Origin of the sequence: Sphingobium salicis subsp. salicis, assembly GCF_049472635.1 — a bacterium.
In the GTDB taxonomy this organism is placed as follows: domain Bacteria; phylum Pseudomonadota; class Alphaproteobacteria; order Sphingomonadales; family Sphingomonadaceae; genus Sphingobium; species Sphingobium yanoikuyae_A.
Map to the genome: position 1 here is coordinate 1 of NZ_JAYRCS010000002.1, position 23654 is coordinate 23654.

The 23654-nt window shown below is 62.2% G+C and carries 25 protein-coding genes and 2 pseudogenes; 11 read left to right on the forward strand and 16 right to left on the reverse strand.

What is annotated here, in order from left to right:
- A partial coding sequence (locus tag VHN57_RS24455; protein WP_423286152.1) for a c-type cytochrome occupies window positions 1–814 on the forward strand: 814 nt, incomplete at its 5' end.
- A gap of 16 nt (window positions 815–830) precedes the next feature.
- Here VHN57_RS24455 and VHN57_RS24460 read toward each other — a convergent pair.
- Genes VHN57_RS24460 through ku form a run of 4 tightly spaced genes read right to left on the reverse strand, consistent with a single transcriptional unit; the run spans window position 831 to window position 4886 of the window.
- Window positions 831–980: a hypothetical protein gene (locus tag VHN57_RS24460; protein WP_423286154.1), complete on the reverse strand. Its 150-nt coding sequence runs from the start codon at window positions 978–980 to the stop codon at window positions 831–833.
- Between the two features lie 35 nt (window positions 981–1015).
- Window positions 1016–3529 carry a DNA ligase D gene (ligD, locus tag VHN57_RS24465; RefSeq protein ID WP_423286156.1) on the reverse strand — a complete coding sequence of 838 codons (2514 nt, stop codon included), beginning with the start codon at window positions 3527–3529 and terminating at the stop codon, window positions 1016–1018.
- Window positions 3526–4002: an MgtC/SapB family protein gene (locus tag VHN57_RS24470; RefSeq protein WP_423286526.1), complete on the reverse strand. Its 477-nt coding sequence runs from the start codon at window positions 4000–4002 to the stop codon at window positions 3526–3528. The genes ligD and VHN57_RS24470 overlap by 4 nt, the downstream gene beginning before the upstream one ends.
- The gene (gene ku / locus VHN57_RS24475; RefSeq protein ID WP_423286158.1) at window positions 4002–4886 is read right to left on the reverse strand and encodes a non-homologous end joining protein Ku; all 885 of its coding nucleotides are present in this window, start codon (window positions 4884–4886) and stop codon (window positions 4002–4004) included. Before ku ends, VHN57_RS24470 begins: the two co-directional genes overlap by 1 nt.
- Before the next feature lie 327 nt (window positions 4887–5213).
- On the opposite strand from ku, the gene VHN57_RS24480 reads away from it, so the two are divergent.
- Window positions 5214–5822 (forward strand): flavodoxin family protein, encoded by a 609-nt coding sequence (locus tag VHN57_RS24480; protein WP_063976100.1) that lies wholly within the window; start codon window positions 5214–5216, stop codon window positions 5820–5822.
- Window positions 5823–5827: 5 nt separating this feature from the next.
- Window positions 5828–6775, forward strand: coding sequence for a cation diffusion facilitator family transporter (locus tag VHN57_RS24485; protein WP_063976099.1), 948 nt, complete (start codon window positions 5828–5830; stop codon window positions 6773–6775).
- Here the strand turns inward: VHN57_RS24485 and VHN57_RS24490 are convergent.
- From VHN57_RS24490 to VHN57_RS24505, 4 genes and pseudogenes are all read right to left on the reverse strand, one after another.
- A complete protein-coding gene (locus tag VHN57_RS24490) occupies window positions 6772–7707 on the reverse strand; it encodes a cation transporter (protein ID WP_063976098.1) in 936 nt (311 codons plus the stop codon). The two genes, VHN57_RS24485 and VHN57_RS24490, sit on opposite strands and share 4 nt — an antisense overlap.
- On the reverse strand, window positions 7704–8150 hold the full coding sequence (locus VHN57_RS24495; RefSeq protein WP_063976114.1) for a type 2 periplasmic-binding domain-containing protein: 447 nt from the start codon (window positions 8148–8150) through the stop codon (window positions 7704–7706). Before VHN57_RS24495 ends, VHN57_RS24490 begins: the two co-directional genes overlap by 4 nt.
- Window positions 8151–8583: 433 nt before the next feature.
- Window positions 8584–8829, reverse strand: a pseudogene (locus VHN57_RS24500) (IS3 family transposase); the annotation flags it as partial.
- Between the two features lie 38 nt (window positions 8830–8867).
- Window positions 8868–9008: a hypothetical protein gene (locus VHN57_RS24505; protein ID WP_423286161.1), complete on the reverse strand. Its 141-nt coding sequence runs from the start codon at window positions 9006–9008 to the stop codon at window positions 8868–8870.
- Between the two features lie 37 nt (window positions 9009–9045).
- On the opposite strand from VHN57_RS24505, the gene VHN57_RS24510 reads away from it, so the two are divergent.
- On the forward strand, window positions 9046–9222 hold the full coding sequence (locus tag VHN57_RS24510) for a hypothetical protein (RefSeq protein ID WP_164522485.1): 177 nt from the start codon (window positions 9046–9048) through the stop codon (window positions 9220–9222).
- Window positions 9210–10274: pseudogene (locus VHN57_RS24515) on the forward strand (helix-hairpin-helix domain-containing protein); the annotation flags it as partial. The gene VHN57_RS24510 and the pseudogene VHN57_RS24515, both read left to right, overlap by 13 nt.
- 24 nt (window positions 10275–10298) lie before the next feature.
- Here the strand turns inward: VHN57_RS24515 and VHN57_RS24520 are convergent.
- Entirely contained in the window at window positions 10299–10499 is a 201-nt protein-coding gene (locus VHN57_RS24520) for a DUF5818 domain-containing protein (RefSeq protein ID WP_080727313.1), read from the reverse strand.
- A gap of 1 nt (window position 10500) precedes the next feature.
- Window positions 10501–11331, reverse strand: coding sequence for a S1/P1 nuclease (locus VHN57_RS24525; protein ID WP_069339016.1), 831 nt, complete (start codon window positions 11329–11331; stop codon window positions 10501–10503).
- Between the two features lie 345 nt (window positions 11332–11676).
- Here VHN57_RS24525 and VHN57_RS24530 point away from each other — a divergent pair, with 345 nt between their 5' ends.
- Window positions 11677–12180: a 2Fe-2S iron-sulfur cluster-binding protein gene (locus VHN57_RS24530; protein WP_037521880.1), complete on the forward strand. Its 504-nt coding sequence runs from the start codon at window positions 11677–11679 to the stop codon at window positions 12178–12180.
- Window positions 12181–12322: 142 nt separating this feature from the next.
- Here the strand turns inward: VHN57_RS24530 and VHN57_RS24535 are convergent, their stop codons facing one another.
- Complete coding sequence (locus tag VHN57_RS24535) at window positions 12323–12700, reverse strand: autoinducer binding domain-containing protein (RefSeq protein WP_230588645.1); 378 nt, start codon at window positions 12698–12700, stop codon at window positions 12323–12325.
- Between the two features lie 13 nt (window positions 12701–12713).
- Complete coding sequence (locus tag VHN57_RS24540; protein WP_063976096.1) at window positions 12714–13475, reverse strand: helix-turn-helix transcriptional regulator; 762 nt, start codon at window positions 13473–13475, stop codon at window positions 12714–12716.
- 221 nt (window positions 13476–13696) lie between these two features.
- Between VHN57_RS24540 and VHN57_RS24545 the strand changes: the two genes are divergently transcribed.
- The gene (locus VHN57_RS24545) at window positions 13697–14266 is read left to right on the forward strand and encodes a hypothetical protein (protein ID WP_004212754.1); all 570 of its coding nucleotides are present in this window, start codon (window positions 13697–13699) and stop codon (window positions 14264–14266) included.
- 109 nt (window positions 14267–14375) lie between these two features.
- On the opposite strand, the gene VHN57_RS24550 is transcribed toward VHN57_RS24545, so the two are convergent.
- On the reverse strand, window positions 14376–15056 hold the full coding sequence (locus VHN57_RS24550) for a methyltransferase family protein (RefSeq protein WP_004212753.1): 681 nt from the start codon (window positions 15054–15056) through the stop codon (window positions 14376–14378).
- Entirely contained in the window at window positions 15053–15316 is a 264-nt protein-coding gene (locus VHN57_RS24555; protein ID WP_004212752.1) for a DUF2933 domain-containing protein, read from the reverse strand. Before VHN57_RS24555 ends, VHN57_RS24550 begins: the two co-directional genes overlap by 4 nt.
- Window positions 15317–15568: 252 nt before the next feature.
- Between VHN57_RS24555 and VHN57_RS24560 the strand changes: the two genes are divergently transcribed.
- The 4 genes from VHN57_RS24560 to VHN57_RS24575 all read left to right on the forward strand — a co-directional run bounded on the left by VHN57_RS24560 (window position 15569) and on the right by VHN57_RS24575 (window position 20655).
- Entirely contained in the window at window positions 15569–17017 is a 1449-nt protein-coding gene (locus VHN57_RS24560) for an MBL fold metallo-hydrolase RNA specificity domain-containing protein (protein WP_423286166.1), read from the forward strand.
- Entirely contained in the window at window positions 17014–18552 is a 1539-nt protein-coding gene (locus VHN57_RS24565) for a thymidine phosphorylase family protein (RefSeq protein WP_125988666.1), read from the forward strand. Before VHN57_RS24560 ends, VHN57_RS24565 begins: the two co-directional genes overlap by 4 nt.
- A complete protein-coding gene (locus tag VHN57_RS24570) occupies window positions 18549–19457 on the forward strand; it encodes a ribose-phosphate pyrophosphokinase (RefSeq protein WP_004212748.1) in 909 nt (302 codons plus the stop codon). The genes VHN57_RS24565 and VHN57_RS24570 overlap by 4 nt, the downstream gene beginning before the upstream one ends.
- 562 nt (window positions 19458–20019) lie before the next feature.
- Complete coding sequence (locus VHN57_RS24575; protein WP_004212746.1) at window positions 20020–20655, forward strand: response regulator transcription factor; 636 nt, start codon at window positions 20020–20022, stop codon at window positions 20653–20655.
- A 26-nt stretch (window positions 20656–20681) separates the two neighbouring features.
- Here the strand turns inward: VHN57_RS24575 and cueR are convergent, their stop codons facing one another.
- Window positions 20682–21080, reverse strand: coding sequence for a Cu(I)-responsive transcriptional regulator (cueR, locus tag VHN57_RS24580; protein ID WP_004212744.1), 399 nt, complete (start codon window positions 21078–21080; stop codon window positions 20682–20684).
- On the reverse strand, window positions 21077–23434 hold the full coding sequence (locus VHN57_RS24585) for a heavy metal translocating P-type ATPase (RefSeq protein WP_125988685.1): 2358 nt from the start codon (window positions 23432–23434) through the stop codon (window positions 21077–21079). The genes cueR and VHN57_RS24585 overlap by 4 nt, the downstream gene beginning before the upstream one ends.
- Window positions 23435–23654 lie beyond the last annotated feature (220 nt).

Sequence of the window (23654 nt, forward strand, 5' to 3'; positions counted from 1 at the left end):
AGGGCATTTTCGTCAGGCCTGCCAAGTCTGTCATGGCGCACCGGGTGTGCGTCCATCACCCGTGATGCAGCAGGCAACCCCGCCGGCGCCTGATCTTGCCCGGACGGCGGGGGAATGGCGGGATCGCGAATTATTCTGGATCATCCGGCATGGCGTCAAATTCACCGGCATGCCGGCCTGGGCGGCGGCTGATCGACCAGATGAGGTGAGGCGGATGACCGCTTTCGTCCGGCGCTTGCCACAGATGACGGCGGCGCAATATCAAGCACTGACTCAGGCTGGCGAGGAGCGACGCCTGCCCGGCGTTGCTCCGGCAACCTTGTCGGCATGCACAAGCTGCCATGGCGTCGATGGTCGGGGGAGGGAGCAATCCGATATTCCGGTCCTGGCTGGGCAGAGCGCGTCCTATCTGTTCGCCAGCATGCGCCAGTATGTCGCGGGGAAGCGCAGCAGTGCGGTCATGCAGACGGCGCTGGCAACGACCGGGCGCGAGGACATGACGAGGCTCGCGAGCTATTTTTCCGCGATGCCCGGGCTCAAGATTAACGCGACCTCGCCCAGTTCTCCGCGACTGGATCGTTTTGGCCAGCCCCTCCCGGCCTGCAGCAATTGTCATGCGGCTGGCAAGGCGGCGCCCATTCTTGCCGGGCAGAAGCCAGGCTATCTCGCTGCGCGCCTGCGGCTTTGGCAGCAAGATGACGATGTCATCGACGCGCGCCTGCCGCCCGATACCATGGCGATGATAGCAAGACGTATCCCGGTCGATCAGATCGATGAACTGGCGCGGACGGTGGCGCAACCTGGGTCGGACTAAGGGGGCTATCGTCCGGTCAGGCGTGCATGTTGACCCAGATGAAAGCCAGGATGGCTGCAACGATGAATGCGAGGACGAGGTAGAGAGCAAGACGACTGGTGGCCTTGCGGGCAGGACGTTCCTTGTGATGGGGCATTTTGATCCTTTCGTGCTGATCTTGTCCCATCAACGCATAGCGGGCTCCATGGTGCCTGAAGCGGCTCATAGGTCCGGTAGGGCCTGCGCAGCGAAGCCCCAGCCTTTAAGCTTGCTTGCGCGCTCCCACAACATTTCGACATCTCCAATGTCGAAGGGATGGGCGTCCTGCAAATCGTTCAATTCGTTCCAGTCGACCGGTATGGCTACGGGCGCGCCGGCGCGCGCGCGCGCTGAGTAGGGCAGGATGGCGGTGCTGCCGCGCTGATTGCGCAGCCAGTCGATGAATATGCGATCCTTGCGCTTGGCCTTGCTCATCGTGGCAACGAAGCGATCGGGTTCTGCCGCGCTCAAGGCCTGGGCGAACCGGGCGGCGAAATCCTTATGTGCGTCCCAGTCGTGGGTGGGGCTGAGGGGGACGACGACATGGACCCCCTTCCCCCCCGACAGCATGGCGAAGGAGATCAGACCGATTTCGCGTAGATGATCGCGAATATCCTTTGCTGCTTGACTAACCTGGGCAAAATCCATGCCCTCGTCGGGATCGAGATCGAAGATCATGCGATCAGGCTTCTCGACTGCATCGGCACGGCTCGCCCAGCCGTGAAATTCAATCGTGCCCATCTGGACGCAGGCGATCAGGCCATCGGTATCGTCGACATAGAGATAGTCTTCTGAGCCGCCGTTTTTCTCGCGGATCGCGACATGGCGGACATGGTCGCCAAAGGCGCCGCTGTCATGTTTCTGGAAAAAACACTTCTTCGCGCGGCCCTGTGGGCATCGAACAAGACTGATCGGCCGGTTGGCAGCAAAAGATAGCATCAGCGGGGCGATCCGGGCGTAATAATCGGCCAACTCCCCTTTGGTCTGCCCGCTCTCCGGGAAAATCACGCGCGCGCGATTGCTGATCTTGATGACCGTGGCCGAAGGAGGCGTCGGGGCCGCTTTTTCGGGCTTGACCGTCTTTGCTAACTTGTCGCTTCGTAGCCCCAGAAAGCTGCCATGTCGCACGCGCCCTTCACCGGTGAACTCGGCAAAACTGACTTCCGCAACGAGCCGGGGTTCGACCCATTGGACGTCGCGCGCTTCACGGGCGGAAATGATGACCTGCGGCCTGCCGGTCGAAATCGGACCCATCGCCTCGGCTAGGTCGGTCATTGTGGCAGCGTCGAACCCAGTGCCGACCTTTCCCTTATAGACCAGTTCACTGCCTTCATGCTGGCCCAGTAGCAGGGACGAGAAGGCACGCCCCTTCGCCTTGCTACGGGTCCAGCCGACGATCACGAATTCCTGGCGACGGGTGCATTTGACCTTCACCCAGGCGCGTGTCCGTCCGCTGCGATAGGGCGCATCGACGCGCTTTGCGATAATGCCTTCCTGCCCGGCCTGACAAAGCGATCGGTAGAGCTTCTCGCCCGAGCCGATCAGGTGATCGGCAACGTGGATCGGTTGTTCTGCATCCGCCAATAAGGCCTCGAGCCGCTCTTTTCGCTCGATTGCGGGGAGAGACTTCAAATCCATGCCATCAAGGGAAAGAAGATCAAAAGCGAAGAAATGGAACGGCGTGTCGGCTCGCTCCGCGCCATGGCCCCGTTTCAACACTGCCTGCAGCGCCGAAAAACTGGGATTGCCATCAGCGTCAAAGGCGATGATCTCGCCGTCGATCAACGCAGGCGGGAGGTCGAGCGCTTTTATGGCACCGGCCAGAGGACTAAATTTGTCCGTCCAGTCCAAGCCGCTACGCGTATATATTTTTATCGCTTCGCCACTGACTGCAACGAGCGCGCGATATCCGTCGTATTTGATCTCGTGCATCCATTCATTGCCAGCCGGTACATTGTCGACCAATGTTGCAAGCTGCGGCTTGATGAAGCGCGGCATAGCCTCCGTTCTGGCTTTCGCCCTCCCCTTCGTCTTGCCGATCCTAGCATTATGCGCGTTGGCTGCCTGCATCCTGTCCGCGAATGTCTTGCCATTTGCACCTTTCAACGATTGCGTGCCGGCGATGTCCCCGGCGATTTGCGCCATGGAGCGGTCAGTCAGAACACTTGTCAGCGCGCGCTCGACCAGATCGCCATTCCGGCGGGCCTCGCCATCATCGATCTTGCGGAGCAACCAATTCTCGCGCTTTTCGCCCGCGCGCCCCTTCATCCGCACCAACAGCCATTCCCCCTTCATCCGTTCGCCATGCAGTATGAAGTGGAGATGACCATCCTCTATATTTTTCGCGCTCTTTCCCGCGATCGGTTCCCACCAACCTCGGTCCCAGAGCATCACAGTGCCGCCCCCATATTCGCCCTTGGGGATATTACCTTCGAAACTACCATAGCTCAGAGGATGATCCTCGGTGCGGACAGCAAGCCGCTTGTCATCGGGATCCAGGCTCGGCCCCTTGGTGACGGCCCAGCTCTTGAGCACGCCATCGACTTCCAGCCTGAAGTCCCAGTGCAGTCTTGTGGCGGCATGTTTCTGGACAATGAAACTGTTGCCGCCTTTCTTTGCTATCTTGCCTGCAGGTTCGCTGGTGCGATTGAAATCCCGTTTGGCATTATAGGAGGCAAGGGGATTGTTCCGGCTCATTTGCCCTGTCGCTCCTTGGACGCAAGCCAGCGCCGTTCCACGAATCCGAGCAGGCTGAGCATGAGGATCGCGACGAGAGTGGCACTGGCCACCAATGGCCAGAGAGCAGCGCCGCAAGCGATTCCGATCATCGACGCCAGCCATATATGGGCTGCCGTGGTCAGATTCTTGATTTCACCTTTGCTGAATATGATGAGACCAGTCGCTATGATGCCCGAAAATGCGGCCGAAGCTTCGAAGACCCGCAAGGGATCGATATTCCCCTCGCCTTGCAACTGATTGTGCAGCGCAATTGCGCAGACAGTCATGAGGGCGCTGGTGAAGCAGATGAGCCCATGGGTGCGTAGCCCCGCTGCATGGCCGCGTATCTGTCGGTCGAGTCCCAAGAGCAGGCCGAGTAGAGCAGCAATGCTCAGGCGCAGCACGACCGGCCCGTCGATAAGGTGGAGCGGGGTATCCGGATTCAGCGTCATCATGCGCTTTTGCGCTTGGTTGCAGTCGCACGTCTGTTGCCAGCGTCCGTCGCCGAACCGCTTTTCGGGCTCTTCTTCTTCGCTGTGGTACTAGCCGTTTCCCCTGCTGATTTCTTGAGCGCCGCCATCAGATCGATGACATTGCCGCCCTTGCGTGCTGGCTCCTCGTCCACCTCTTCGATTATCCGCTTCCCCTTGGCCTTTTTCTTCTTTTCGATCAGGCGATGGAGCGCATCGACGTAGCGATCGTGAAACTCTTCCGGCCTGAAGGGCGCTGTTCGTTTGTCGATAATGCTGGTAGCAAGGTCGAGCATATCGTCATCCGCCGTATCGGCAGGCAAACCTCGGAAATATGTCTGGGCCTTAGTGACTTCGTCTGCATAGCGCAGAACTTCCATGACCAGCCCCCGCCCACAGGGTTTGATCGATACCAGCTGTTCCCGACCGCGGACCGACAATTGGCCAAGCCCGACCTTCTTTGCCTTTCGCAGCGCATCCCGCAGCACGGCATAGGCCTCTTCTGCGAGGTCATCGGCGGGTATGACGAAATAGGGTTTTTCATAATACAGTACGTCGATCGCATCTGCCTCGACGAACTGGACAAGGTCGAGGGTCTTGCGGCTCTCAATCTTGACCGCTTCGATTTCCTCCTGTTCGAGCAGCACGTAATTGCCTTTAGAAAGCTCGAACCCCTTGAGGATCTCATCTCGATCGACGGGCCCCACGCCGTTCACGACCTTTTCATAGCGGATGGGTTTGCCGGTGGGCTCGTGAATCTGACGAAAGCTGACCGCCGCGCCGGATTTGGTTGCGGGGTAGACTTCGACCGGGATGGACACCAATGCCAGCTTTAACTGGCCCTGCCAATATGCGCGTGCAGCCATGTGCGACCTCCGCGATGAGAGCGTGCAATCTGCGAGTTGGTTCCGTGATCGCCCCTCCATATGAAAGCCGACTGCCCAGCTTTGCCATTTCAATGGGTTGGCATGGCAGATCGCTCATCTCCATGGCGCTACCATCTGGTCCCCGCCCCTACCAGACTTGTCGCTGGCCTCCGCGCAGACGGAAGTATCACAAAACCGGCATCGCTCAGCCAATTCTCCTTTGAGCAAAAGAACCCATTACGCGTACAGGTGTTCTTTCCGCGAAGGACGGATGGGCGCGTTCTACAATTTCCAGAGCTGACCCTAGCCCCTTAAGGAGATAGAACTATGTCGCTCAAGGCCTTGGCGCTCAACTGCACGCTTAAGGCGGACGGTAGCGAGGAGAGCTCGACCGACGCGATGATCGCCGTGCTGGCGGAAGCCTTCAGTCAATATGATGTGACAGTCAGCAAGACGGTCCGGGTTGCAGCTCTCGACATTAAGCCAGGCGTCACCTCCAACGTAGGGGATGGCGATGCCTGGCCGGGTCTGCGCGAGAAGATCCTCGCGCACGACATTCTGATCTTTGGCGGACCGATCTGGATGGGGCAGATCAGCAGCATCGCCAAACGGGTGCTGGAGCGGATGGATGCCTTTCTCTCCGAGACCGATGATGAGGGCCGGATGCCAAGCTATGGCAAGGTTGTCGTCGCGGCGATCGTGGGCAATGAGGATGGCGCTCATTTTGCCAGCGCCCAATTGTTCCAGGCATTGAACGATGTGGGCTGGACCATCCCCGCTGTTGCCGCCTGCTATTGGGTCGGCGAAGCGATGGGGGCGGTCGATTTCAAGGATCTCGACGAGACGCCGGAGAAGGTAACGAAGACGGCGAAGATGGTCGCCGGCAATGCAGCGCATCTGGCCGGCCTGCTGCGCTCCAGCCCTTATCCCGGTTGAGCCCGATGGCCGATCTGCCGCGCAGGTTCCGCGAGAATATCGTCCTCTATGGCGCCCTCTTGGCCAATGTCGGGATCGCCATCGCCAAATTCGTGGCGGCGGCGATCAGCGGCTCTTCGTCCATGCTGACCGAGGGGGTCCACTCGCTGGTCGACAGCGGCAACCAGATCCTGCTGCTCTATGGCCAGGCAAAGGCCAGGCGCCCGGCCGACGCCACCCACCCCTTCGGCTATGGCCGCGAACTCTATTTCTGGGCTTTCGTCGTCGCCATCCTGATCTTTGCCGTCGGCGCCGGCGTCTCGATCTACGAGGGCTGGCTGCACATTGCCGAGCCTGAACCGCTGCGCGATCCCACGATCAATTATGTGGTGCTGGCGGTCGCGATACTGCTTGAAGGAACGAGCTGGGCCATTGCGGTGCGCGAGTTCAACGGTAAGAGGGGATCAAGCAGCTGGTGGCAATCGATCCGCCGATCCAAGGATCCGGCCGGTTTCATTGTCCTGTTCGAGGATAGCGCAGCACTGATCGGCCTTGGCATTGCGGGCATCGGAGTCTGGGCCAGCCATCATTATGCCGACCCACGGATCGACGGTTTCGCATCGATCGCCATCGGTCTCATCCTGGCCGGGGTTGCGATTTTGCTCGCGCGCGAAGCCAAGGGGCTGCTGATCGGCGAAAGCGCCGATCCGGCGATCATTTCGGCATTATGGGCCATTTTGAACAAGCGACCACAGATCAGCGCGGTCAATCATGTCCGCACGATCCACACCGCGCCCGATGCCGTGTTCGTGGCGATCAGTGCCGATTTCGTCGATGATCTGCCGATGGGAGACGCAGAGCGCCTGATCGAGGAGATTGAGCGCGAGATGAAGGCCTGCGTGCCCGATCTGACCTCCATCTACATCCGACCGGAAAAGCAGGCTGATGCCGTGCAGCAGAAGCCACCGGTCTAGTTCCGGTCCTCGCGTTCTATGGGCGGGATGAAGCTCACCTGAGCCAGCCGCCATGCTCTGTCCTCGCCCTCTGGCCAGTAATATCGCGGATGACGGCATTGCGCGGGGGGATGCGTGTCATGGACTTCGGCCCGGATGAGGCGACCGGTCTCACGCAGGCGGATCGTACCACCGGGAAACTCCGCCTTGAGCCGATCACAGAGATTTTGCGCATCGTCCGAAAGATCCGTGCTGGAAAGCGCCCTTGGCGCACCATCGACCAGTTCGGCCGTGGACGATCGCAGCGCCTTGATCCCGTCATTGAGGACGTCGAGCGAAATGATGGCGGCCGCCACAGAGTCGGCCCACCACCAGCCAAGCCCGAGACCGATGATGCCCGCGAGCCCGGCCGCCCCGGTCAACCAGTTCGCCTTGTTCATGAGCGCATCGGTATGCAGCAGCTTGTCGTTGAGCGCCTGCGCCAGCGGCAGTTCCTTCCGGCCGATAAAGAGTGGCGGGATCAGCGAATAGATCTGGGCGGCGATCATTAGCCAGCCTAGCCAGATATCCTGGCCCAGAATGGCGATCGAGCCGACGCTTGCATGTTCCGCTGCGCCAAGTGCCATCAGCGCATTGTAGAGCAGAAGCGCGCCAACTGCCGTCAGCGCAACCGCTGCGACGAAAAATCCTAGACCGTTGACGCGCTCGAACCCGAAGGGAAAACGGCGCGAGCGATGGGCGTGGCGTTCCATATGCGCGGCGATCAGGAACATGACAGGCGGGACGAGCCCCAGCGTGTCCTCGATCCATGCGGTCTTCATCGTCTGGCTTTGACCAAGCACCAGCCCCATCGTCACGATGATCGTGAGCGTCCAGAAGATGTTCCAATATTCCAGGCGCACAGCCCGGGCCATGGGCTCACGCAGTTCGTCGGGAAGGCTCGTGTCGCTCATTCTTCGCGCGCCTCCTGCGAAATGGCGCGGCTGGCGCGCTCGACTGTCATAATCCACCGGTTCTCGCCATTGCGCATCGCCGCCTTGAGCTCGAGTGGAGCCTCTTTCGTGCCTGTCGTCGAGAGAGGAGGACCGAACGCCACTTCCATTGCCCAGGGGCTCTCTGCCGTGAAACGCCCGATCACTAGGTCAAGCTTACCGTCGTCAAGTTGCTGGAATAGTGCCTCGCCCGCCCCTGGCCGCCATTGCGCCTTCGCGCTGGTCCGCCGCTCGATTTCATGAATCAGGGTCTGGACTTGTGAAGCTTCGTGAACAGTGGGATCAGCCAGTGCAACCGTGAAAGTTCGTTCCTCTGTAATCCGCTTCGATGTGCCGGCCGGATCGCGAGGCAACATATCGCAGGCGGCGAGGAGAGCAATGACAGCAATTATCGCGCGCTTCACGGTTCGCACCTACAATCAATGCTTATTTTGAGCCTGCAGTAATAAAATGCGGCACTAAAATGAAGATTGATTACAGATGGTTTCCGGCCTGTCGCTAACTGCGTTTCGCTATGTGGGACCGGAGCCTCGCGCATGTTCGTACCAGCCTCTCCAAATGGTTTTGCCGCTTGGAATGATCCATTCGGCCTGCTCGGCAAGAAGAATCCGACATCACATTGTTCGGAATAATTAAAGGCCGATAACGTCTGACAGTGGAAAAGAACCATCTCTCGAATGAGGCTTCGCGGATTGAGAGGTTCGGCACTAGGCGCCCCATTCAAGACGCATAGAGCCAGAGTACAACTGCTCAGGCGCAGACCTTTCATTTTTCGGCAGCTCGCGAGCAAATCGCGCCGTTCTAGCGCAACGTTGGCAATTCCGGACCAGCTCAGCAGGTCTCGCCCTGATCCAGCAGGTCGTCGTGCAGCTTGCGGTAGCCATAGACTTTGCCGCTGTCGTTCCAGGCTTGCCGGATCAACTCTGTCTGCCGAGCATCTTCCTGGGCCCGCGTGCTCAGTGGGCTCTTCTGCCAAGCATAGAAACCGCTGGGCTGGATGCGCAGACACCGACACATCGATCGAACCCCGAACTGGTCACGATGCTCGGCGACAAATGCGTATCTCACTTTGCATCCCTGGCGGAACGAAGTGACCGCAGGTCAAATACGCGGTGGCTTTCCTAAGAAACAGCTGTCTCGGGCTCCGACGGCAGTTCCTGGAGCGAGAAGCCGAAGGCCTTGGCGAGCTGTTGCAAATTGCCGATGACCCGGCTGCGATACCGCTCTTCGTACTGCGATGCGCCTGGATCGTGATAGGCCATGCCATACCGTAGACTATTGTAGAACAGCACAGCTATCTTGCGGGCCGTCGCCGTCTTCACCCGCTATCTGGGCGACGTGACGCCGCTCCGCCGCAGCGTCGAGATTGCGCGGGCCTGCCGCTTCGACCTTGGTCAGCTGACCTATACCTATCCCGACGAGATCGGGGAAAGCGGCCTTACCCCGCAGCAGGAGCTCGAGCGTCTGCGCTCCTAAACGCCCAGCCCATGGGCTTTTATGCGCCCGCCCAGATCGTGCGGGATGCGCGCCAGCATGGGGTCGAGGTCCGCCCGATCGACGTCAATCACAGCCGCTGGGAATGCACGCTCGAGCGAACCTGGGGCCGCTATCATGCGGTGCGGATCGGACTGCGCTATGTGCGCGAGCTCAAAAATGCAGATGGCGCCGCGATTGTCTTGGCACGGGGCAATGAACCCTATGCCAGTGTCGAGGAAATCCAGCGCCGCGCCGGCGTCAGCGGCCGCGCGCTCGACCGGATCGGCCATGCCGGTGGCTTTGGATCGCTGGCGCTCTCGCGCCGCGCCGGCCTCTGGGAAGTGAAGGGTCTTGGCGAAGAAGCCTTGCCGCTCTTTGCCGCTGCGGACGCGCGGGCCGGCAAGCTGCAGCCTGAAGCCATCGAGCCGGAGGTGGCGCTACCGCAAATGGGCGAAGGCGAGGAAGTGGTGGAGGATTATCGCGCGATCGGGCTCTCGCTGCGCGCCCATCCGCTCGCCTTCCTGCGCGACGAACTGGCGCGCCGGAAGATGGTGACCTGCGCCGCGCTCAAGGATATTCGCGACGGGCGATGGGTCAATCTCGCCGGCCTCGTTCTCCTGCGGCAGAAGCCCGGCTCCGCCAAGGGCACCATGTTCATCACGCTTGAGGATGAGACCGATGTCGCCAATCTCGTCGTCTGGCCCAATCTCTTCGAGAAGCATCGGCGCGTGGTGCTGGGCGCCTCGATGATGGGTGTGCGCGGTCAGGTCCAGAAGGAGGGCGATGTGATCCATCTCATCGCCCAGCGGCTCGACGACCTCTCGCCCCTCCTTGCCAGCGTAGGGCAGCGGGCGGATGTCGCCAGCATCTATCAGGTCAGCCGCGCCGATATCGTCAGAAGCGCCATGGCCCCCGATCCGCGCGATGCGGCGAACAGGCCGCTCGGGCGCGGCCCCCGCGATCTTTACGATCCCGACCTGCGCCTGGGCTCGGGCATCATTCCGGGCCAGCCGACAGAGGGCATCAAGGTCAAGACACGAGATTTTCGCTGAGAGGCGGCGCCTCCCCGATAATGCTCAGGTGGGTTCGATCCGCTCGACATCGAGCATGTCGAAATCAGACCTTGTCCCTACGACCCGGACTCGTCGACCAAGAAGATGGCGGCAGGATCTGGTGCAATCGAGCCGCCATTCCCCGCCATCGGCGACACGCAGCACGGGGTAAGGACCATCGCCAAGCAGCATGCCGACAAGTTCGTGCCGCGTGCCGCGTGGCATGTCATTTGCGCCTTGCAGGCTTGCGCGGGGATCGGGCCTCGACCCCGTTCTGGTCCTGAGAATTTTCGAACACCCAGTTGAGATAGACGGCGATACGGATGCCGCCGCGCTTCAGCCGATCATCAAGCTCGAGACGGTGCTGATAGGCATAGTCCCAGGACAGATTCGTGTCGGTGGGATAGATGGTCTTGCGCAGCGCGATGCTTTCGCGGATCCAGGTGCCCGGATCGCGATTATTCCAGGCTATGACCTGCTCGGGCGTGATCGCGCGCGCCAGCCAGTCGGCAAGTTCGGAATAGGATAAGGATCGCTGCTCGATCATAGCGCTGTCCCAGACCGAATGGAGATTGGTCGAGCGGCCGAACCAGCTCACCTTCATGTCGTTGCCGCCCCGGTCATTGCCGCCACCGGCATGAAGCGGCTGGTGAAGATCGCCGATGATATGGACGACGAAGCGCAGGGCAAGGCGCTTGTCGTCGATCGACGCCGCGGGATTGCGAAGGGTCGCCGTAAAGCGTGTCAGGGCCGTCATTGCGTCACCTTCGGCGGGCGCGTCGACGTTCGTATAGGCATCGCCCTCGCGGACGGTCACATAATGCCAGGGGTTGGCCTGTTTCTGCCAGAAATCGGCGGGGTCGGATTTCATGTCGTCGGGCCAGGTTGCCGCCTGTGCCAGCTTCTCCTCGCCCAGGAGAAGCTGGACATTGGCTCGGGCCAGGCCGCTTAGGTTCCGATCGGCAATGGCGCCGGTCACCCGGTGGCCGATCGGTCCCCAGGCGAGAGCGGGCGAAGTCATCGAGAAGAGAGCGGCGGTCAGGATCAGTCTACGCATGAGCGCACCATTAGCGCTTGGCCGCGCACGATCCAGCGATTCGATGCATCATCGGGTCTGAAGGCAACGCCCCCCCAAATAGGCAGATCAGACAGACGAAACCGGGAATATTCTGGGTCTCAGCTTATGCGCGCCATCTCCTTGAATTCCGGGCGTCCGGCCGCATGTTTCTGCTTTCGGAAAGGCAGCGCGACCGGATCGATCATCACTCGCGCAAGCCGTAGCTTCCAGCGTCACCGCCCCGAGTCCGATCAACAACGTCATTTGAAAAAGGAGATGATGGGCCCGAAACCTCCACCCGCGCATTTCTACCATGTTTACGCACCCGACTTTGGGGAGTGATGGATGAGCATCCTTATAAATGGCGCCGTGGTCGAGGGTCCTGAGGATCCCCGCATTTCTCTCCTCGACTTCCTGCGGGAGCAACAGGGCCTCACCGGATCGAAGAAAGGCTGCAATCAAGGCGCATGTGGCGCCTGCACCGTGCTGGCGGACGGGGAGCGGATCCTGTCCTGTCTCGCGCTCGCCGCTCAATATGAGGGGCAGGAGATTACAACAATCGAAGGCTTGGGCAGCGCCGACAATCTGCACTCTCTGCAGCAAGCCTTTGTCGAGCATGACGGCTTCCAATGCGGCTATTGTACACCGGGACAGATATGTTCGGCAGTCGGAATGGCCGCCGAATTGAAACGCGGCGTCCCCAGCCATGTAACGCAAGCGCTCGGCAGCAGCATCGCAATGACGCGCGACGAGGTACGCGAGCGGATGAGCGGCAATCTGTGCCGCTGCGGCGCGCATAATGGCATTGTTGACGCAATCCTGGAGACTTTTGCGGAGGTCGCCCAATGACCCCCTTTACCTATCATCGCGCCACCACGGCCGACGAGGCGCTTCGACAGGCCGGCGGCGGGGTCGCCAGTAATGTTGGGATTGCCAATGTCCGAACGGCAGACTTCGGCTCGTCGCCTAGGATGTTCTCAGTATTTCCAGCTTAGCGTTGTCTGGCGAACAAATCTTGAGGTGAGGCCTCGTAGGCTTCTGCCAGGATCGAGCGATCGGCGGCCGTCAGAGAGATGATCGACTGAACCGCCGACCAGGCAAAGCCCACATTGGTGCGATGGCTGGCGCGGTGGATCGGGTCGCTCGCATAGAGGCGTCTCGCCTGGAAGCGCTCCACCCAGTCTTGCGGATAGTCGACGATGTGGACCGAGCGAACCGCAGGCTTCAGGTCGACATGATGGACCAGGGCATAGTGCCGAAAGCCCATGGCCTTCGTGATTTCGGCCATCAGGTCAGACAAGGCCGTAGCGTCCTTGATCGCGCCAGCGACAGCGCAGAAATCCTGAACTTGCCCAAGCCCGATCATCATATGGCCGGCGAGATCAGAGCAGCGCTTCCATGTTGAGATGACCATCGCGAACCGCGCGCAGCACCAGCTGCGTGCGTCGTCGCACGCCATAACGCCTGCGGGCCGATTCAACATATTCGTGCACGGTGTCGCGGCTGAGGCCGAGGATCTGGCCGATCTCCCAGTCGCTTTTGCCTTGCGCGACGAGCGCGATGCATTCGACCTGGCGAGGGCTGAGAGGGACGCAGGCCAATGGCCCTGCCCTTTCGCCAAGCAGCTCGCGCGCCCGATCATAAGCGACCGAGCCGAGCAGACGGGCGGTCAGAACCTCCTCTGCGCTGAGCGGCTCGTCGCGCGATCGGGCGGCGGTAAAGATCGCCTCGGGTTCCCCCGGGGTCCGGATTGGCAAACTGTAGCCGGACGCAAGGTCATGGTCCCTGGCGCGGTCGAGGATGCTTCGCTGGCGCGGCGTGAGCTCCAGTACGTCGCCGATCCGGTCCCAGGCGAGCCCTGACGGGGTGCGAGCGCAGGCCGCATGGATCGGATCTTCGAGATAATGGCGTTCTTCGAGAACTTCCTCGAGCCAGGCCGATGGATAGGTTGTGAGGAACAGGCTTTGCTCGCCTCCGCGCCGAAGGTCGATATTGTGAAGCAGCGTGAACCAGCGGAAGCCAAGATCGCGCACGGCGGCATCGATCGTGCCATGTAAATCGCCAAGGGTTTCAGCACGCTGACAGTCCTCCGCAAAGCGCGTGAGATCATCAAGGCGGCCGCAGTCTTTTATCCTGTTCGCCATAGGCGACGGAAGCTCGTCCGCGAGGAGACGGCTCGTCCAGACCTAAGCGGCGAGCGCCATGATTATCAAAATGAGTTGAGAACGATTCGCAACAATCTACGATTAGAATGGATCGCCTATGACACTTTATCCGCCGGCAAAGTGTCATAGCTGACAACCCGTCTGCGGCCGCCGATTTGGGATTCACATTGATCCTGCTTTGTGCTTGATTCCATCATGTTATGTTTCATGCAGGCAAGCCTCTTGAACCCTCCATTGGCTGTGATGTCGCGGCCGTGCTCGAGACGCTGGCGACCGTATCGAGCCGGCCCCGTTATGCCTTCATGCTGCTCAACCTGATCGCCCAGGTGGCGGGGCCAGATGGAAGCGCCGGTCCCTGGGTCAGGCGGAACGATGGGCTCGTTTCCCTGCGCGATTGGCTATGCGACGCATTGACCCCGATGGCCCAGCGTGGTCCGCGCAGCATTACGCTGGCCGAGCGGGTCGAGAGCGACCTCGCTAGAAACGGACTGCTCCCCGGCGATCTGGAGAAAAGGCGCGGCGTGATCGCGGAGGAAATGCGGGCACGCATTCGCACAGCCGGCAAGAGTAATCTCAGTCGCGCCGTTTCCGAACTGGTGAATGCAGGCCTGCTCCGCCGACATTATCAGGGCTATCGCGTCGACCATCGGAACCGTGGCGGCCAGCGCCACGCCGTCTATACCTTGATCGGCGATGCTCTGCGTCTAGTGCCGGGCATCAGCTCCACACCGAATCTGCCCGTGCAAGGCGAACTTGCCCTCCCAAGATGATTGCGCAGTCGAACCGGGGTTGCTGCAGTAGTGTGCTGTGAGGTCGGGTAACGATGTCCGAATAATAAGGCCAGTCAGAACGTCAGCATTGACCTTGCCGGCAATTACATCAGCCATTCCCGTCAAAGGATCGCCATGGCCTTCTTCGACGCGAATGGATTGTCAGATTCGGAATGAAGCCGGGCACGCGAGCCATATAATCGCGGTAAACCTCGCCGAAGCTGGCTAGCGCCTCCTTTTCCTCATGCCGAGCCAGCCGAATATACATCACGACGAGCACCGGAAACATAGCAAGGGTCAAAAGGGTCGGCCATTGTAGCAAAAAGCCGAGCATGACGAGAATGAAGCCGACATATTGCGGGTGCCGGATCCGGGCATAAATCCCAGTAAGGGCCAATTGGTGTTTGCGCTGACTCAAGTGAAGGGCCGTCCATGCAACCGAGATCAGCCAGTAACCCACGCCGATCAGCACAAAGCTGGCGATGTGGAATGGACCGTAATGGGGATTAACTCGCCAGCCGAACATCATCTCCAGGAGATGTCCAGCATCGTGGCTCCACCAGTCGACAGCGGGGAAATACGACTGGAGCCACCCCGAAAGCACGAAGATCGTGAGCGGGAAGCCATACATTTCCGCGAAGAGCGCTATGATGAAAGCGCTGAACGCCCCCAAACTGCGCCAGTCTCGTTTAGTTGCCGGCTTGAAGAAGCTGAACGCAAAGAGGATGAAAACGGCGGCGTTAACCAGCGCGAGCCCCCACAGACCATAGCCATAGTCGGCGTGCGTCATCGCGACTCTCCTTCGATGCGGCCGTTGGGATTGGCCGGTAAGCCGGCGGGTGCCTGACCGGGCTCATGGCCATGCTGATGCCCACCATGGCCGCGGTGCATGAACAGGTGCATGAGCGGGCAGGCGAGCAGGATGAGATAGGGCAGCACACCCAGGAAGTGCGCGGTATACTCGGTGAGGAGGAAGAAGCTAGCGACGAGCAGGAAGCCGATCAGAACGATCTTGCCGCGCTTGCGCATGCGATGGTCATGTTCGCCCATATGCCGTCCTCTTCTGGTCAACGTCCGGGCAGCATAGGCTCGAGTCCAAGGAGCAAGGTATAAGTAGAGACCGAAGTCCCCCGGGCATCGCGCAGGCATGGGTAAGGCGATCGATGGGATCGGCCATCGGCGTTCGGGCGACGCAGCTGTCGGGGAGCAGCAGTCGTGCTGCGGATTTTGCGTATAGGCGTGCGGCGTCCGCGAACCAATGCTGCGCTCACGAACATAATCGTGAGAGGCAGGCCCGCGTCCATGCAAAAGAGAAAGAAACGGCACCATTCCCGCGTGACCATCTTCGAGCGTGAAGCAAGGATCGATCTGGCCAAGCGCCCGGCCGATGGTCTCGGCGTTGCCTTTCTCGGCGCATCGGGAACGGTCACAGGGTCGCGTTATCTGGTGGACGATGGTGAAACTCAGATCGTGGTCGATTCCGGCCTGTTTCAGGGACCCAGGGATCTGCGCCGCCTTAATTGGGTATCGATCCCACCCGAAGTCGCGGATGTCGGCCAGGTGCTGCTGACCCACGCCCATCTCGATCACTCGGGCGCACTACCGCGCATGGCGCGCCTGGGCTGGGACGGGACCGTCCTTGCCACGCGGGCGACCGCGGCCCTGTGCGAGCTCCTTCTTCCCGACAGCGGCCATCTGCAGGAAAAGGATGCGGAGTTCGCCAACCAGCACGGCTTCTCCAGGCACCAGCCGGCGCTGCCCCTCTACACCCAGGCCGACGCGCGTCTGGCATTGCAGCTCTTCCGCCCGATCGAGTTCGGAGCGTGGCATGCAGTCACGGACGGCATCAGGGTGCGCTACCATCGCGCCGGCCACATCCTCGGCGCGGCGTCGATCGAGATCGACTGGAAGGGGCGGACAATCCTCTTCTCAGGCGACATCGGCCGTTACGGCGATGCGGTTATGAAGGATCCCGAGCCGCCCGCGCGCGCCGACTATGTCCTAGTGGAATCGACCTATGGCGATCGGCGCCACGAGCAGGTCGATCCGACAAAGACGCTTGGAGATCATGTCGAACGATGCGTCGAGAGAGGCGGGACGGTGGTGATTCCGGCCTTCGCCGTGGGACGGGTTCAGTCGCTTCTCTATCATTTCTCGCGTCTGCGCGCGCAGGGACGCCTCCGCGACATCCCGATCTTCCTCGACAGCCCGATGGCGATCAACGCGAGCGGGCTGATGTGCGATTTCATGGACGAGCATCGCCTGGCCCGCGCCGAGTGCGAAGCGGCGTGCAGCGTCGCGCACTATGTGCGCGAAGTGGAGGAATCCAAGGAACTCACCGCCAACCCCGCTCCCAAGGTCATCATCTCGGCCAGTGGAATGGCAACGGGCGGCCGCGTGCTCCACCATCTCAAGCGCTTCGCGCCGGATGGGAAGAACCTCATCCTCTTCTCAGGCTTCCAGGCGGCGGGCACCCGCGGCGCCGCCATGATCGGGGGCGCCCGGACGATCAAGATCCACGGCGAGTATATCCCGGTCGAAGCCGATGTCGCCAACCTGACGATGCTTTCGGCGCATGCCGACAGCGACGAGCTCATGCGCTGGCTCGGGTCGCTGCAAGAGCCCCCGCGCCATGTCTATGTCACGCATGGCGAGCCGACCGGCGCCCAGGTCCTGGCGAAGCGTGTCTCGGAGGATCTGGGCTGGGCATGCAGCGTACCGGCGCTGGGTAGCTGGGGCATGCTCGCGTGAAGCCCGGGATCATCGAGGACGCCGAAGTAGAGCCTGTCGCGACGACGCTGCGGGCACACCGCCTCGGCCTGTCGGCTGCCGGAGGTGATCTGATCGCGGTCATGCGCCAAGACTGTCCCGTCTGCCGCTCGGAAGGTCTCGCGTCGCGCGCGCAGGTCGCGCTGCACGCCGGCGGGCGGGAAATCGTCGTCTCGCTGCTGCACAGTTCCGCGGAGGCTCCAGCGCCCGGCGAGATCGGCCTGTCCGAATCCGCATGGCGGCGGCTCGGCGTCAGCGAGGGCGATCCGGTCGAGATCGCGCATGCCCAGCCTCTCGCCTCGCTCGCCGAAGTGCGTCGGCGCATCTATGGCAATCGTCTCAGTGAAGGGGCTTTTTCAGCGATCATGACCGACATCGCCGAGCGACGCTATAGCGATGTCCATCTCTCGGCGTTCATCACGGCATGCTCAGCGGTCCCGCTCGATACGGACGAAACGATCAGCCTGACCAGGGCGATGGTCGATGTCGGCGAGCGATTGCAGTGGTCCGGAGCGGTCATCGTCGACAAGCATAGCGTCGGTGGATTGCCGGGCAATCGCACCACGCCGATCATCGTCTCGATCATGGCCGCGGAGGGCCTGATCATGCCCAAGACATCGTCGCGGGCGATCACCTCGCCGGCCGGCACGGCGGACACGATGGAGGTGCTTGCACCTGTCGACCTCGACGTTTCCGCCATCCGCAAGGTGGTCGAGCGCGAAGGCGGCTGCATCGCCTGGGGCGGCGCCGTCAATCTCAGCCCGGCCGACGATGTGATCATCGGCGTTGAACGAGTGCTCGATATCGATGCCGTAGGGCAGATGGTCGCCTCGGTGCTGTCCAAGAAAATCGCGGCCGGTGCGACCCATCTGGTCATCGATATCCCGGTCGGGCCGACCGCCAAGGTACGCGGAACCGATGCCGCCGATACGCTGGAGCGCGCGCTGAGCTCGGTCGCCCAAGCCTTCGGGCTTCGCACGCGCGTGATGCGCGGCCCCGGCGCGGAGCCGATCGGACGGGGCATCGGCCCGGCGCTCGAGGCGCAGGATATCCTTGCCGTCCTCCAGGGGCAGCCGGGCGCCGAGGATCTCGCCCACCGGGCCTGCGAGCTGGCGGGAGGACTGCTTGAGCTCGCTGACGCGGCCCCGGCCGGCGAAGGCTATGCGCGTGCGCGGGCGTGTCTCGAAAGCGGCGGGGCCTGGGCCAAGTTCCAACGTATCTGCGAAGCGCAGGGCGGCATGCGGGCTCCACCGGTCGCCCGGTTGCAGCAGGATATGATCGCTCCCTATAGCGGCCGCCTGGTGAGTATCGACAATCGCAAGCTCGCGACGGTCGCGAAGCTCGCCGGCGCGCCGGTGGCCAAGGCCGCTGGCGTCGCACTGCAGTGTCGGCTGAACCAGATGGTGGATGCCGGGGCTCCCTTGTGTAGCATTCATGCCGAGAGCCCGGGCGAGCTCGACTATGCGGCGGCCTATGCCGTGAGCGACGGGCCGATCTTCGGGATTGAAGCGCTATGAACCGTCCCGTCCTGTTCGCGCTGCCTGGCAGCGAGGCCCTGGCACAGCCGCTATCCGCCGCGCTCGATGCAGAGGTCGGCACGATCGAGCATCGTCAATTTCCTGACGGGGAAACCTATCTCAGGGTCGGAAACGACGTCAGCGACCGCGAGGTCATCCTGCTGTCCAGTCTCGATCATCCGGACGCCAAGCTGTTGCCGCTGCTGTTCGCAGCCGACACCGCGCGCGATCTTGGCGCTCGCAGGATCGGGCTCGTCGCCCCTTACCTCGCTTACATGCGCCAGGACATACGCTTCCATGCCGGCGAGGCGGTGACGTCGCGAACCTTTGCTGCGATCCTGTCTCGCCATCTCGACTGGCTGGTGACGGTCGATCCGCATCTCCATCGCTACCATGAATTGTCGGAAATCTACCGCATCCCAACCCAGGTTGTTCATGCCGCGCCGTTTTTGGCCTCGTGGATCAAGCGCAATGTCGCTCGCCCGCTGATCATCGGTCCGGACCTGGAAAGCGAACAGTGGGTCTCGCAGGTGGCGGCCGATGCCGATGCTCCGTTTCTCGTGTGCGAGAAAATCCGATCCGGCGACCGTCACGTCACCATCTCGATTCCGAATGCCCCAGCGTTTCTCGATCGCCAGCCGGTGCTGGTCGACGATATCGCCTCATCCGGTCGGACCCTCACCGAGGCGGCGCGCCAACTGGTCGGCATGGGGTTCGCGCGACCGGATTGCGTGGTCGTGCATCCGCTTTTTGCCGGCGATGCAGCGCAGGTTCTGGGTGGGCTTGTCGAAAGGATCGTCAGCACGAACGCGGTTGCACATGCGTCGAATGATATAGACGTCATGCCAGCGATCGCGGAGGCCGTTCGCCACCGGATTGAATGGCGTGCTGCGCGTCAGTTCTAAGACGGAAATGAACGCCCGGCAAACGCTGTGCGCGTCCTCATCCATTGACCCTAAACGAGTCCGAACCAATCTCCTGAGATCTCCCTTTCGGAGAAAATCGCGGCAGGGAAGGAGGATATGTCGTGTCGCACACACGCTCGTTCATCGATCCCCTCGACGTTGCTGGGCACCTGAAGCTTGAGCCCGAAGTAAAGCGCGCCACCCTGCTATCCTGGGCGTCCGATCGCGCAGCCGTCAAGGGCTAACCCGCCCCCCTCGCCCGCCGGGCGCCAGTAACCCGCTGCCGGTCGACGATGTGATGGAAGCGTAGCGATGGCTCGATCGCGCCGAGGGCGGCGCGGGCAACTCGCATGCATCGTCCGGAGCAGAGACCCGGCAATGAGCCGCAGCGACCGCGGCATTGGTGTGAGCGGAGTAGCCGAACCCTCACAGTTTCGCTGTCCTTCGCCGTTTTGCCTCGCCAAATTTTTACTCTTGACCTGGGACCATAGTCCAACGTGCAGAGAAGTATCCCTTGAAGCGCTGCCCTCGCGGCACTGCGTATTGATCGATCTCGGGGGCTATGGGGAACAAGCGCGTCGTGCATATCGTCGATGACGAAGAGACAATACGAAAAGCACTAAGTTTCACGTTGCGGACCGCAGGGTTTGCCGTAGAAGCCTACGCTTCGGGGCCGGAGTTTCTGTTGAGCGCAGAGGACGCCGAGAAAGGCTGCGTGGTTCTCGACATGCACATGCCCGACATGGACGGCCTGCAGGTTCAGGCGGAGCTGACGCGACGCGGTATCGACATGCCCGTCGTGGTGCTGACGGGCAATGGCGATCCTACGCTCGCCGTACAGGCGATGAAGGCGGGCGCTGCCGACTTTCTCGCCAAACCGGTCGAGAAGGCCGCATTGCTCGGCGCGATCGACCGCGGCTTCAGCTGGCTTGAGAGTATAGCCCGTCGTGCCTCCGAACAGGCCGACGCTCTTTCGAAAGCCGCGAGACTGACGCAGCGCGAACGGGCCGTTCTGAGAGGAATTTCGCGAGGCTATCCAAATAGCCTTATCGCAGATGAACTCGGCGTCACGTCGCACACGGTCGAGCTGCATCGGGCCAGTCTGATGATCAAACTCAACGCGCAAAGCCTGCCCGACCTGTTGCGGATCGCTTTCGCCGTCGACCTGCACGAATCGACCGAAAACGGGCACCCCTAAAATTCTCGGCCGTGCGATGCCGGATGCTATGCGGATCGGGCCGCGGCCAGTTCGGCGATGATCGGACAATCCGGCCGCTCGTCGCCTTGGCAGCGCTCGGCCAGGTCGATTAGCGTGTCGCGCAGCGCCGTCAACGCCTCGGCTTTGCGCTGAAACTCATCGGCGCGGGCAAGGGCAAGCCGCTTCACCTCCGCGCTGGCACGGCCGGTATTGGCCCAAAGGCTGAGCAACGTGCGGATCTCCTCGATCGGGAAGCCGAGATCGCGGGCATTGGCGATAAACCGGAGGCGATGGAGGTCGCGCTCGCCATAGTCACGATAGCCAGCACCCCGACGCGCCGGCGCCGGGATGAGGCCGATCTTTTCATAATGGCGGATCATCCGCTCAGAGACGCCGCTCTGCCGTGACGTCTCGCCGATGTTCACAGTGCTTTCCGGTTGAGGCGCAGCGCGTTGGTGACCACGCTCACCGAAGAGAGCGCCATCGCCGCCGCCGCGATAATGGGCGAGAGCAGAATACCGAACAGCGGATAGAGCGCACCTGCCGCTACGGGCACGCCCGCGACATTGTAGATGAAGGCGAAGACGAGATTCTGGCGGATGTTCGACATGGTCGCTTGGCTGAGCCGCCGCGCCCGGACGATGCCAGTCAGGTCGCCCTTGAGCAGCGTGACGCCAGCGCTCTCGATCGCGACGTCGGTGCCGGAACCCATGGCGATGCCGACGTCGGCGGCGGCCAACGCGGGGGCGTCGTTGACACCGTCGCCGGCCATGGCGACGACCCGCCCCTCGCGCTTGAACCTGGCGACCACGGCGCTCTTCTGATCGGGCAGCACCTCGGCTTCGACCTCGTCGATGCCCAGGCGTCGGGCGACCGCTTCCGCGGTCGTGCGGTTGTCGCCGGTCAGCATGACCACGCGAATGCCCTCCGCCTTGAGCGCGGCGAGCGCTTCTGGTGTCGTGGCCTTCACCGGATCGGCGATCGCGAAGGCGCCGCCGACTGTGCCGTCGACCCCGATGAAGATCGCGGTGGCGCCATCCCGGCGCAGCGCGTCGGCCTGGCTGGCGAGCGCATCGGTCGCAACCCCTTTGTCGGCAAGGAACTGCGCATTGCCGAGGACGATGCGCCGCCCTTCGACCGTGCCGAGCGCACCGCGCCCGGTCGGCGAGTCGAAGTCGATGACGTCGCTCGTGACGATGCCGCGATCCTTCGCGGCCTCGACGATTGCCAACGCGAGCGGATGCTCGGACGCCCGCTCGACCGAGGCGGCAAGACGCAGCAGCTCGGCTTCGTCGAAGCCGGGCGCCGGCACGACCTGGGTGACGGCAGGCCGGCCTTCGGTCAGCGTACCTGTCTTGTCGACGACGAGAGTGTCGACCTTCTCCATATGCTCGAGTGCTTCGGCATTTTTGATGAGGACACCGAGCCCGGCGCCGCGGCCGACCCCGACCATGATCGACATCGGCGTTGCCAGCCCCAGTGCGCAGGGACAGGCGATGATCAGCACGGCGACCGCCGCCACCAGCCCATAGGCGAAGCGCGGCTCGGGACCCCAGATGCCCCAGGCGATGAACGCGACGGCCGCGACCGCGATGACCACGGGCACAAACCAGCCCGACACCTGATCGGCCATGCGCTGGATCGGCGCGCGCGAGCGCTGCGCCTCAGCGACCATCTGGACGATGCGTGCGAGCATGGTATCGCGGCCGACCTTGTCGGCGACGATCACCAGCGCACCGGTCTGGTTGAGCGTGCCGCCGATCACTGTGTCGGCCTTTGCCTTGGTGACGGGCATGGATTCGCCGGTGACCATCGACTCGTCGAGCGAGGAGCGGCCGTCCTCGACTACGCCGTCGACCGGCACCTTCTCGCCCGGCCGCACCCGCAGGCGGTCGCCCACCGCAACCAGATCAAGGCTGATTTCCTCTTCGTTCCCATCAGAACCGATCCGGCGCGCGGTCTTTGGTGCAAGGTTGAGCAGCGCCTTGATCGCGCCCGAGGTGCGTTCCCGCGCGCGCAGTTCGAGCATCTGGCCGAGCAGCACGAGGACGGTGATCACCGCGGCCGCCTCGAAATAGACGGCAACCATGCCGTCCTCGCCGCGGAAGGCCGGCGGGAACAGCTGAGGCGCGAGCGTCGCGATGACGCTGTAGATCCAGGCGACCCCGGTCCCCATCGCGATCAGGGTGAACATGTTGAAGTTGCGGGTCTTGAGCGAGGCCCAGCCACGCTCGAAGAACGGCCAGCCCGCCCACAGCACGACGGGTGTCGCCAGCACGAACTGGATCCATACCGAGATAGACATCGGCACGAGGCGATGGATCGCGGGAAAGACATGCGCGCCCATCTCGAGGATCAGCACCGGGAGAGCCAGCACGAGGCCGACCCAGAAGCGCCGCGTGAAATCGACTAGCTCGTGGCTGGGGCCGCTGTCGGCGGTCACGGTCGCGGGTTCGAGCGCCATGCCGCAGATCGGACAGGACCCGGGATGGTCCTGGCGGATCTCGGGATGCATCGGGCAGGTCCAGATCGTGCCTTCGGGCGCCGCGACCGGCGGCGTCGGCGGGCCGAGATAGCGCTCGGGATCGGCGATGAATTTGGTCCGGCAGCCCGCGCTGCAGAAATGATAGCTTTCACCGCTATGCTCGGCGTGATGCGCCGTGGTCGCCGGGTCGACGGTCATGCCGCAGACCGGGTCCTTGACGCCGGTCGCCGCTTTAGCGGTGCCGTGGCCGCCGCAGCAACCGCCGCCATGCGCCGCTCCATGTGTCTCGTTCATCGCCTCGCTCCTTTCGACGCCTGACGATCTAGGGGCTGACACCGTGTCAGGGTCAATACGTAATCGCCTAAGTGGCCAAATCGGCGGGCCCGTTCGCTTGGCCGCCATCAGGCCGGGGAGCACGCCGTCGGCATTGGGCTGGGTATCGTCGATGCCATCGAGCCCGCTGCACGGTCAGGCGGAAGGCGAGCCGCATGAGACCCGTGCTGGCGGCCATAAT